This window comes from uncultured Algibacter sp., assembly GCF_947487605.1.
Classification (GTDB): Bacteria; Bacteroidota; Bacteroidia; order Flavobacteriales; family Flavobacteriaceae; genus Algibacter_D.
In genome coordinates, this window is record NZ_CANKXK010000001.1 from 48,762 (window position 1) to 60,323 (window position 11,562).

The 11,562-nt window shown below is 34.6% G+C and carries 9 protein-coding genes; 3 read left to right on the plus strand and 6 right to left on the minus strand.

The genetic code is table 11. The annotated features are described in order from the left end of the window. Nucleotides 1-5: 5 nt before the first annotated feature. From Q0739_RS00245 to Q0739_RS00270, 6 genes are all read right to left on the minus strand, one after another. The gene (locus Q0739_RS00245) at nt 6-554 is read right to left on the minus strand and encodes a nucleotide exchange factor GrpE (protein ID WP_298236687.1); all 549 of its coding nucleotides are present in this window, start codon (nt 552-554) and stop codon (nt 6-8) included. A 135-nt stretch (nt 555-689) separates the two neighbouring features. Further along, a complete protein-coding gene (locus tag Q0739_RS00250) occupies nt 690-1,748 on the minus strand; it encodes an oxidoreductase (RefSeq protein ID WP_298236688.1) in 1,059 nt (352 codons plus the stop codon). Nucleotides 1,749-1,824: 76 nt separating this feature from the next. Next, the gene (locus Q0739_RS00255; RefSeq protein ID WP_298236689.1) at nt 1,825-2,577 is read right to left on the minus strand and encodes an SCO family protein; all 753 of its coding nucleotides are present in this window, start codon (nt 2,575-2,577) and stop codon (nt 1,825-1,827) included. Further along, nucleotides 2,564-3,130 carry a hypothetical protein gene (locus tag Q0739_RS00260; RefSeq protein WP_298236690.1) on the minus strand — a complete coding sequence of 189 codons (567 nt, stop codon included), beginning with the start codon at nt 3,128-3,130 and terminating at the stop codon, nt 2,564-2,566. The genes Q0739_RS00255 and Q0739_RS00260 overlap by 14 nt, the downstream gene beginning before the upstream one ends. Beyond that, nucleotides 3,131-3,907: a YHYH protein gene (locus Q0739_RS00265; protein ID WP_298236691.1), complete on the minus strand. Its 777-nt coding sequence runs from the start codon at nt 3,905-3,907 to the stop codon at nt 3,131-3,133. Between the two features lie 15 nt (nt 3,908-3,922). Further along, nucleotides 3,923-5,257: a sulfatase-like hydrolase/transferase gene (locus Q0739_RS00270; protein WP_298236692.1), complete on the minus strand. Its 1,335-nt coding sequence runs from the start codon at nt 5,255-5,257 to the stop codon at nt 3,923-3,925. A 112-nt stretch (nt 5,258-5,369) separates the two neighbouring features. Between Q0739_RS00270 and Q0739_RS00275 the strand changes: the two genes are divergently transcribed. From Q0739_RS00275 to purL, 3 genes are all read left to right on the plus strand, one after another. Next, nucleotides 5,370-6,584, plus strand: coding sequence for a methyltransferase domain-containing protein (locus Q0739_RS00275; RefSeq protein WP_298236693.1), 1,215 nt, complete (start codon nt 5,370-5,372; stop codon nt 6,582-6,584). A gap of 5 nt (nt 6,585-6,589) precedes the next feature. Continuing rightward, the gene (locus Q0739_RS00280) at nt 6,590-7,672 is read left to right on the plus strand and encodes an endonuclease (protein WP_298236694.1); all 1,083 of its coding nucleotides are present in this window, start codon (nt 6,590-6,592) and stop codon (nt 7,670-7,672) included. A 148-nt stretch (nt 7,673-7,820) separates the two neighbouring features. Then, nucleotides 7,821-11,510, plus strand: a complete 3,690-nt coding sequence (gene purL / locus Q0739_RS00285) for a phosphoribosylformylglycinamidine synthase (protein ID WP_298236695.1) — start codon at nt 7,821-7,823, stop codon at nt 11,508-11,510. The last annotated feature ends 52 nt before the right edge of the window (nt 11,511-11,562 follow it).

Consider the following 11,562-nt stretch of genomic DNA (forward strand, 5'->3'; position numbering starts at 1 on the left):
ATATTTTATTGCCCTATAACAACTTTTGGGAAGCGAATGATTTTATCTCCAAGTGTATACCCTTTTTCAACAACATCAATAATTTTTCCTTTTAAATCATCACTTGGTGCAGGGATTTGAGTTATTGCTTCGTGATTATCTGCATCAAAAGTACTGCCTTTTTCTACAGTCATTACCTTTAAACCTTTTTGCTCTAAAGAATTAACTAACTTTTGATAAATAAGCAAAACACCTTTGCGTAGTTCTTCAGCTTCTTTATCCTCTTCAATATGTGTCAATGCACGCTCGAAATCGTCAAGAATTGGCAATAATGTTTTCATAACATCTTCACTCGCGGTAGAAAATAATTCTATACGTTCTCTTGTCGTTCGTTTTTTATAGTTTTCAAACTCTGCAAAAAGCCTTAAAAACTTATCTTTTTCTTGTTGTACCTCGGCTTGAAGTTTTTCTTCAACCGTTTGTTCTTCAATAACTTGCTCTTCTACCTCAACCGTTTCGGTTTCTGCATTAGCAACCTGTTCTTCTACTATATCTTTTTTACTTTTCTTACTCATGCTAAACTTAATTTGTGCAATACAATATTTGAGTTGGCAAAAGTACTGCCAATATTATAAAAATGTCATAATGTCACTAAAATATTTTAGTGATAGTTTAGAAGAAGTCTTTCTTGAAAATTTTAAGGTGTGTGCTTATTTGAAAATTAGCTTGGAAATTCGACCATTTCCAGCAGCATAGGCAATAGAATCGTTTAAAAATCGGATGGTGTAAAACCCTTCATCGCTTAAGTGTTTCCATGAAACTCCAAAATCGTTAGAATAATCTATGCCTTTAAAACCTAATGCAACGAGTTCCTTTCCTTTACCATTAGGCACAAATTGAACACAACTTCTATAGCCTGGATTCTTATTTTCTGCAACTAACTCCCATGTTTTACCACCATTAGTCGTTCTAATTTTATTAGCTGTATTGTTATCTGGTTGCGTATAATCACCTCCAACAGCAAAACCAATTTTTTCATTATAAAAATCGATGGAATACATGCCAGTTGTTTCTTTGCCTTGAACTATTGGTGTTTCGAATACGTCCCAAGTTTTACCTTTATCTGCAGAGTACAAAACTCTGCTTGCTATTCCTCCTGTTGCTACCCAAGTATGTTCGCCAACTATTGCAATATTTGTGTCACTTGCTGCAAATGCTGCTTCGCCCTTTTTTGCTTTTGGTAAATCATCACAGGACAATTTATCCCATGTATTACCACCATCTCTAGTGATGATGATACTCATACAATCGTCTGTTGGGTCGCCAATAGCAATACCCTCTTGGTCGTTCCAAAAATCCATAGAGTCGTAAAAGGCTTTGGGATGGGTTTCTTTGTAAACCAATTTAATTGAATCCTTTGAGACTTTATAAAGAAGTGCAAGGAAACTAATACTTAAAAGATAACCGCCTTTATTTGTAAAAGCCAATGATCTGAAATTTGGGATAATACTATCATGTTTAAGCTGAATAGATTTAGCAACTATATTGCCATCGTTTAGAAAACTATAAGTCTCTCCACCTATTTCACCATTTGATGTAGCGAAACCAATACCATCTTTATCAATTTCTATAGCTCTAACATTCAACAATGAATCTTCTAAAAGTATTTTAATTTCTACTTTAGAAACATTTCTAGGTTGATATTTAGGTTTCTCATTACAAGAAAAAACAAAAGCACAAATTATAATTACCAAAACGATTCGCTTCACAATTTTAAATTTTCATAAAAGTAAAAAAGCTTCATGAAGAATCACGAAGCTTTTCATCAAAAAACCATCAATTGAATTAAATTTCTTTTTTGAGAATATCAATATGTCGTTTTAATCGTAGGACATCAACCTCTAAAGTACCATTATATACACCTCTTATGTATCCATTTTTATCGACTAAAACAAAATTTTCTGTGTGGATAAAATTACTATCATCTTGGGTTTTTATAAAATCTTCGTCGGCAAAATAACCTTTCCTAGCAATATTATAAAGCGCATCTTTATTACCAGTAACAAGATTCCATTTTTCATCATTTACTCCATTTCTTTTCGCATATTCTTTTAAAACGGGAATTGAATCTTTCCAAGGCATTACAGTATGCGACAGCAACTTAATAGTATTATCATTTTTATATGCTTCTTGCAAACTAGCCATGTTCTTGGTAAGTTTTGGACAAATACCAGGGCAGCTAGTGAAGAAAAAATCTGCGATGTAAATTTTTCCTTTATATGTATTATTATTTACAACCTCACCCTTTTGATTTGTAAACGAAAATTCAGGGATTTTATGCACTGGTGTTTCCCATTCAGGTGTGAAATCTGCGGAATTGAAATAGGGTAATCTTGCAACCTCTGTAATAGTAGTTTCTTTTGATTGATTTTTGCATGATAAAAAGCTTAAAAAAAGTAATACTATTAAATAAAGATGCCTCGATATAATCCCTCTAAAAATCGGAATTGCTCGAAATGACATCATACTTTTTTGAGATACTGAAACAACCCCAAAAGCTTTCGGGACAGGATAACAAAAATATTTATTTAATTTCATCTTCATTAAGAGTTACTGTATAACATTTTTTCAAACCTATCAATCCAAAACGCTCTCCATTTACTACTTCATAATTGGCTTTAATACTACCATCTAATTTCCATAAACGTTGGCCACCAGCTTCTTTACCATTGGTATAATTAAAACTCATGTATAGCAAACCAGATTGCGTCCATTCTTTAACTGTTCCATGAAACTCACCTAGGTTATTAAAGTGGTATTCGAATTTTGGTGTTCCATCTGCCCAACTAGCTTTATGTATGCCAGATTTAAAACCATTGGTATAGAAACGCATTTCAATTACATTGCCATTTTGTGCCCATTTTTTTTCTAAACCATTTTTCTTGCCATCTGCATATTGAATTTCAGATTTTAATTGCTTCGAAGTATACTTTGAAATTAATGTTCCTGAAAAAGGTGATTCATCATATAGCAAAACACCATTTGCTAATCTTAATCTTGAATCTGCATGCTCTACAATACTATTTGATGACTCATTACAAGAAAGCATCAAAACAAAAATAAAAGTAATATGTATGATTCTAAATTTCAATTAACGAGATATGTTTCCTGGTGTTCCAAAAAAGCCGTTTCCATTTAAATATGGATCCTCACCAGTAATGTGATAATGATAAATGCCCTCTGGAAAATCTGGTGTTACTGAAGTATGCCCATGATAAGCATCTAAATCGCTATTTGTTATAGTTACTCCATTTTCGATTGGCCCATAAACTGGAAACCCGTCTGCTAATAATCCTAAAAATGCATCATTTCCAAATTGCTCGGTTAAGTATACGGGTTCTATATGATAATGATAGGTTGTCATAGCAGGGTGACCTAACCATTGATCGAAAGTATCTATTTCTCGAGCCAATGGTGACCCTCCTGCTGCATATTGATTAAAAAATACAACGCCATTTCTAGAAATACCAATTGGCCCCATAGGAGTAGCCTCTTTATTAGTTGCTTCTTCTGGATTTAATGTTATAGTAAATACAATATTTTGCGCACCAATCGAACCTGGATTTTGATTCCAATTAACATTAGTCCCATTATAAGCTTCATACAATGGATTACTAGTATCCCAGTAAGGACTTGTATGATTTGGTAAATCTGCAGTAGTAAACGTAACTGTATTACCATTAACTTGATAAGACAAACCTGTACCATCAAATTTTGAAAGTATATTACTAATATCGTAGTTAGTACCTGTATTTACTTCTTCTTGTTCCTGTTCTTGCATTGTTTCCATCTCATCGCCACTAGAACATGCCACAACGATTAACAATAATAACAGGCCTAACCTTAAAGAATATTTTAAATGTTTCATAATATTTGGGTTTTATTATTGATTTTTAATGTTTATAATTTCAGCCTCTAAGGCATTTTTTGCCAACTGAGCTTCTTCGGATAATGGAAGTCGATTAGCATTTAATAGATTAATTGATTCAAAAGGATCTTCAGTTAAATGATAAAGAGCTTCGTTACCATTATTAAATTTCATGAGTTTGTATTCGTTATTTCTAATGGTGTAATCCAAATTATTTATATCATCACCAATCTCACTATACGCATAATCTCTAACAGTGACTCCAGCTGTATTAAACATAGATTTAAAATTCTTACTATCATTTATTTCAGAATTATTAGAACCAGCTATTCCTGCTATAGTAGCGAACAAGTCTGTTGTACCAAGAAGCGCATCTTCCTCTACTCCTAAGCGATCAATGTTTTTTCCCGAAATTATCATTGGTACATTTATACCTCCTTGATATATACTACCCTTTACACGACGATTAGAATATGTTTGTGCTACCTGATTAGGTGTACCATTATCTCCAATAAAAATAATGACTGTATTATCTCTTTCTTCTTGACTCATCGCGTTAAATAATCTTCCCATTTCAGAATCCATAGCTTCAATCATAGCCAAGTAATATGGTAAAGGATTTGCATCTATGCTTGATTGATCTTCAGCTAAAACACCTTGCGAATGCAATTCGTTTGGTGGTAAATGAAAAGGAGTATGCGGCGCATTATAAGCCAACCACAAAAACCAAGGCTGATTTTGATTTACTATCCAATTTATTGCTAAATCTGTAAACTTAGTCGTGGTGTATTCGCCAGTATTAGAGCTTTGCATATTTTCTACCAAATTCCAATTCCAATAAGATTGCACCCCGCCACCTAGGACTCCTGCGTAGTTATCAACACCAATAGCATTTGGATGGTTAATATTTCCAGATAAATGCCATTTACCAATTACAGCATGACTATACCCAGAATTCATAGCATCTAAATAACTTTGTATAGACTCTTCATTACTCGATAAGTTCTGCCCTACATTTGTTACGTTTGTTCTAAATCCATATTTACCTGTTATTATACTTGCTCGAGTTGGTGTACATAATGGATAAGACCAAAAGTTAGTAAACTTGATACCATTACTCATAAGTGACTCTAAATTAGGCATGCTTGGTTTAATATCTGCTATATTATAACCAGGTGTGGCATCTAACCCCATATCATCAGCTATTACTAGTAATATATTTGGTTGTGAAGTTGTATTCTCCTGTTCCTGCTCTTCTTCTTCTTGATTAACAACATCGACGTCTTGAGCATTGCTGCATCCTGAAAGAACAGCAAATAGAAATATTAATTTTAAATAGAATAGTCTCATTTAGTAAAGCAATTTGGTTTTAGACCTTATAAAAACAGAAAGGTTTAATTAGGTGTATTCTATTCATATTAATAAACATAATAACTACCTTTGCAGATTGATAAAAAACAACATGCGATTACACAGAAACCTTTGCTTTGCAGTCATAGACGGATTAACCCTAATTTTTAACGAAGGGGCTTATGCCGATAAAGTGATTCAACAATTATTAAAACGCGATAAACGCTGGGGCTCTCGCGACAGAGGCTTTGTAGCTGAAACCACTTATGATATTGTTAGGTGGAAGCGCTTATATGCAGAAATTGCCGAAGTTAAAGAACCTTTTAATCGTGATAATTTATGGCGCATGTTTGCTGTTTGGGCGACCTTAAAAGGTGTTAAATTACCTGATTGGAAATATTTTGAAAATACACCAACTCGCAAAATTAAAGGACGCTTTGACGAATTTTCAAAAATTAGAAAATTAAGAGAATCTATTCCAGATTGGATAGATGAAATAGGTTTAGAAGAATTAGGCGAAGACAAGTGGACAAAAGAAATAGCGATGCAAAACGAGCAAGCAGAAGTTATTTTAAGAACCAACACATTAAAAACCACAAAGGAAAATTTACAAAACATACTGTCTGATGAGGGCATAGAAACCGAATTCCTAAAAGGTTACAACTCTGCATTAAAGTTAGTAGAACGTGCCAACGTTTTTGTAACCGATGCCTTTAAAAAAGGCTATTTCGAAGTCCAAGACGCCTCATCACAATTGGTTGCAGACTTCTTAGATGTAGCTCCAGGCATGAAAGTCGTAGACACCTGTGCTGGTGCTGGAGGCAAAACTTTACATATCGCTTCTTTAATGGAAAATAAAGGGCAAATAGTAGCGATGGATATTTATGAAAGTAAGCTCAAAAAATTAAAAGTACGTGCAAGACGTAATGGCGTTCATAACATCGATTTAAAGGTGATCGACTCTACCAAGCCAATTAAAAAATTATATAATAAAGCCGATCGTGTTTTAATAGATGCGCCATGTTCTGGTTTAGGTGTTTTACGAAGAAACCCAGATGCCAAATGGAAATTAGAACCTGCGTTCTTAGACCGTATAAGAATTACGCAACAAGAAGTATTGCAACAATATTCAAGAATGGTGAAATCTGGTGGTAAATTAGTATATGCTACCTGCTCTGTATTACCATCGGAAAATCAAAATCAGGTTGACAATTTCTTAAAGTCAGAATCAGGAAAAGATTTTATATTTGTAAAAGACAAAAAAATATTAGCTCATGAAAATGGTTTTGATGGGTTTTATATGGCGCTTTTAGAAAGAAAAGTTTAATTAATATGAAACAACAATACATTCTTTTTTTATTAATTACATCAATTGGATTTGCACAGATACCATCTGGCTACTATAATGATGCTAATGGAAAAACAGGTTCAAATTTAAAGACCGCTCTTCATCTAATTATTGATGAAGTTAATGATTTGAATAATCAAGCTTTCCATGATACATCTGTAACCTATGGAGATTTATGGACTTTATATCAAACATCAGATATAAGAAATGATGGTAAGGTTTGGGATATGTATAGTAATTGTAATTTTACATTTGGCACAAACCAAGATACTGGCGGTTCAGTTTCTGGAGAGTGCGAAAAATACAATAGAGAACATACATTTCCTAAAAGTTGGTTTGGAGATATAAATAATCATCCCATGCAAGCAGATGCATTTCATATTATACCCTCAGATAAATCGGTAAATGCTTTAAGAGCTAACTATGCTTATGGAGAAGTAAGCACTCCTTCAAGTACAACTGGAAATGGCTCAAAATTAGGTACTAGTAGCATTTCTGGACCTACTGCATTAGTCTTTGAGCCAATAGATATATACAAAGGAGATATTGCAAGAGGTTTATTTTATGTAGCCGTTAGATATCAAGATGAAATTGCTAGCTGGGAACTAAACAATTCAAACGGAAATAGCATGCTTGATGGTTCTAGCTTTAAAGTTTTTGAACAATGGGCTTTAGACATGCTATATGATTGGCACATTAATGATCCCGTAAGTGATAAGGAAAGAGATAGAAACGAAGAAATTTTCAAACATCAAAATAACAGAAACCCCTTTATTGATAGTCCAGAGTATGTACTATCTATTTGGGGAAACCTTTTATCTACACAAAATCATAGCATATCGTCTATTAAAATGCACCCTAACCCCGTACAAGATAATTTTCTTTACTTCTCTGCAACACAAAACCTTGAAGTAATCATTTATAATGTAATTGGAAAACAAGTGCTCGTAAAAAATATTGACAAAAAAAACAACTCTGTCGATATCTCCAATCTTAGTAATGGTATATACGTGGTAAAACTAACCTCTAAACAAGGTAGTAGTTTAAAAAAACTGATTAAACAATAATCAAAATTAATATGTAGGTGTAATAGACATTATTCCTCTGTTAAAAACCTAGTGGATAACTCTCGTTTTTCCACTTTACATTTACTTTAAATTCCATTAAAAAGAAGTAAATTTGCACTTTCTTTAAACACACACAAACCAATACATAATGATTCATTTCTTTGGAAACGTAAATAGCAAGGTGTTTGCTGTTCAAACAACAAAAGAATTATCTACCGAAACCATTTCGAAATTAACATGGCTTTTTGGCAACCAGCCTAAAATAGAGCAAGCATCATTGGATGCTTTTTTTGTTGGTCCGCGTGCCGCTATGATTACGCCTTGGAGTACCAATGCGGTTGAGATTACCCAAAACATGGGCATTCTAGACATTATTAGAATTGAGGAATTTGAAGCGGTTGCCGAAGGTTTTAAGAATTTTGACCCAATGATTTCTGAGAAATTTAATGGGTTGAATCAAGAATCTTTCACCATTGATATTGAACCAGAACCGATTTTAAATATTGAGGATATTGCTGCTTATAATACACAAGAGGGTTTATCGTTAAGTGATGAAGAGGTGGCGTATCTGGAAGGTATTGCGAAGAAGATTGGCAGACCATTAACGGACTCTGAAGTGTTTGGGTTTTCGCAAGTAAACTCTGAACATTGCCGCCATAAAATTTTTAATGGCACATTTGTAATTGATGGCGAGGAAAAACCAACCTCGTTATTCAAATTAATTAAAGAAACATCGAAACAACATCCTAACGATATTGTTTCGGCTTATAAAGATAATGTGGCGTTTATTAAAGGCCCGAAAGTGGAACAATTTGCTCCAAAACGTGCCGATATCCCTGATTATTATACTACTGAAGATTATGAGTCTGTGATTTCCCTTAAAGCAGAAACGCATAACTTTCCAACAACAGTTGAGCCTTTTAACGGTGCAGCTACGGGTTCTGGTGGTGAAATTAGAGATAGATTAGCAGGCGGAAAAGGGTCGCTTCCTTTAGCTGGAACTGCGGTTTATATGACTTCGTATTCTAGATTGGAAGATAATCGCCCTTGGGAAAAAGGTGTTGCAGAACGCGATTGGTTATACCAAACCCCAATGGATATTTTAATAAAAGCATCTAACGGTGCATCAGACTTTGGTAACAAATTTGGGCAACCATTAATTTGTGGTTCGGTTCTAACTTTTGAACATGATGAAAATTCAGATGTCACCCTGAGCGCAGTCGAAGGGTCTCAGCGCAAGTTAGGCTTCGATAAAGTGATTATGCAAGCGGGTGGTATTGGCTATGGAAAAGCCGACCAAGCTTTAAAAGACACCCCTAAAACGGGCGATAAAATAGTAATTCTAGGTGGCGAGAATTACCGAATTGGTATGGGTGGTGCTGCGGTATCATCGGCTGATACTGGTGAATTTGCTTCTGGTATTGAATTAAACGCAGTACAGCGTTCTAACCCAGAAATGCAAAAACGTGCCGCAAATGCGGTTCGTGGTATGGTTGAAAGTGATGAAAACTTTATAGTTTCTATTCATGATCACGGTGCTGGTGGACACCTTAACTGTTTATCTGAATTAGTTGAAGATACTGGTGGAAAAATAGATTTGGATGCCTTACCTGTTGGAGACCCTACCCTTTCTGATAAAGAAATTATTGGTAACGAATCTCAAGAACGTATGGGATTGGTTATTGGAGAAAAACATATTGATACTTTACATAAAATTGCAGACCGCGAGCGTTCTCCAATGTACACCGTAGGTGATGTTACTGGTGATGATAGGTTTACTTTTGAATCTAAAACCAACGGACACAAACCTATGGATTTAGCTATGGAGGATATGTTTGGTAGTTCGCCAAAAACGGTGATGACGGATAATACAGTGGCACGTAACTATAGTGATGTTGTATATAATGCTGATAATTTCCATGACTATTTAGAGCAAGTGTTACAACTGGAAGCGGTTGCTTGTAAAGATTGGTTAACAAATAAAGTTGACCGTTGTGTTGGCGGAAAAGTGGCAAAACAACAATGCGTTGGTCCGTTACAAATTCCTTTAAACAACGTTGGTGTTATGGCATTGGATTATAAAGGAAAAGAAGGTATTGCAACATCCATTGGGCACTCCCCTATTTCTGGGTTAATTAATCCCATAGCTGGTAGTAGAAACTCAATTACCGAAGCCTTAACTAATATTATTTGGGCGCCTTTGAAAGATGATTTACACTCGGTTTCCTTATCGGCTAACTGGATGTGGCCTTGTAAAAATGAAGGTGAAGACGCGCGTTTGTACCAAGCGGTTGAAGCGATTTCTGAATTCGCAATTGATTTAGGGATTAATGTCCCTACAGGAAAAGATTCGTTATCAATGAAGCAGAAATACCCGAATGAAGATGTAATTTCTCCTGGTACGGTTATTATTTCGGCAGCAGCCAATTGTAACGATATTACTAAAGTTGTAGAGCCTGTTTTTAATAAAAATGCTGGTGCAATTTATTATATCAACATTTCCCAAGATGATTTTAAATTAGGTGGAAGTTCGTTTGCACAAGTTTTAAATAAAATTGGAAACGATGCGCCAAATGTAAAAGATGCTGGCTACGTAAAAACGGTTTTTAATACCATCCAAGATTTAATAAGACAGGAACAAATTGTTGCGGGACACGATGTAGCTTCTGGTGGTTTAATTACTACACTATTAGAACTTTGTTTTGCTGATACGAACTTAGGTGCTGCATTAGACATTTCAGCATTAAATGAAAAAGATTCGTTTAAAATATTATTTGCTGAAAATTCAGGTATAGTAATTCAAGCGAAAGATGCTTCTATTGAAAAAACCTTATCTGATGCAAATATCGAGTTTTTCAATATTGGAAAAGTAACTGAAAGCGATACGTTAAGCATCATTAATAATGCTGAAGTATTTACATTAACTGTTTCAAGATTACGCGATGTTTGGTATAAAACATCATTCTTATTAGACCAAAAACAAACCGCAAATGGCTTAGCACAAGACCGTTTTGATAATTATAAAAATCAACCTTTACAATATACATTCCCTAAACATTTTACTGGGAAATTACCTGTAATTGGAAAAGCAAGACCAAAGGCTGCTATTCTTCGTGAAAAAGGCTCTAACTCAGAACGCGAAATGGCAAACGCTATGTATTTAGCTGGTTTTGATGTGAAAGATGTACACATGACCGATTTAATTTCTGGTCGTGAAACCCTAGAAGATATACAGTTTTTAGGCGCTGTGGGTGGTTTTTCTAACTCTGATGTTTTAGGTTCTGCTAAAGGTTGGGCAGGTGCCATTAAATATAACGAAAAGGCGAATAAAGTTATTAAAGATTTCTTTGCTAGAGAAGATACTTTGTCAGTTGGTATTTGTAATGGTTGTCAACTTTGGATGGAATTAGACCTCATTAATCCAAACCACGAGGTTCATGGGAAAATGCATCATAATGAGTCTCATAAACACGAGAGTTCATTTACTTCTGTAAAGATTCAAGAGAATAATTCAGTGATGCTTTCAACATTGGCGGGTTCAACTTTGGGAGTTTGGATTTCGCACGGTGAAGGTAAATTCAGTTTACCATATTCAGAAGAACAATATCATATAGTTGCTAAATATGGATACGAAGGCTACCCTCATAATCCTAATGGTTCTGACTTTAATACGGCCATGATGAGTGATAAAACAGGGCGTCATTTAGTAACGATGCCACATATTGAACGTTCTACATTCCAATGGAATTGGGCTAACTATCCTGATGGACGTAAAGATGAAGTATCGCCTTGGTTAGAGGCTTTTGTGAATGCACGTTTGTGGATTGAAAAGCAATAATTAAGATTATTCCAATATAAAAACCTCCTGAATAAAGAACATATCCAGGAGG

Bases quoted from the DNA above. Each gene is read 5' to 3' on its own strand.
- Q0739_RS00245 (WP_298236687.1), bottom strand. From the start codon at position 554: ATGAGTAAGAAAAGTAAAAAAGATATAGTAGAAGAACAGGTTGCTAAT.
- Q0739_RS00255 (WP_298236689.1), bottom strand. From the start codon at position 2,577: ATGAAATTAAATAAATATTTTTGTTATCCTGTCCCGAAAGCTTTTGGG.
- Q0739_RS00265 (WP_298236691.1), bottom strand. From the start codon at position 3,907: ATGAAACATTTAAAATATTCTTTAAGGTTAGGCCTGTTATTATTGTTA.
- Q0739_RS00270 (WP_298236692.1), bottom strand. From the start codon at position 5,257: ATGAGACTATTCTATTTAAAATTAATATTTCTATTTGCTGTTCTTTCA.
- Q0739_RS00275 (WP_298236693.1), top strand. From the start codon at position 5,370: ATGCGATTACACAGAAACCTTTGCTTTGCAGTCATAGACGGATTAACC.
- Q0739_RS00280 (WP_298236694.1), top strand. From the start codon at position 6,590: ATGAAACAACAATACATTCTTTTTTTATTAATTACATCAATTGGATTT.
- purL (WP_298236695.1), top strand. From the start codon at position 7,821: ATGATTCATTTCTTTGGAAACGTAAATAGCAAGGTGTTTGCTGTTCAA.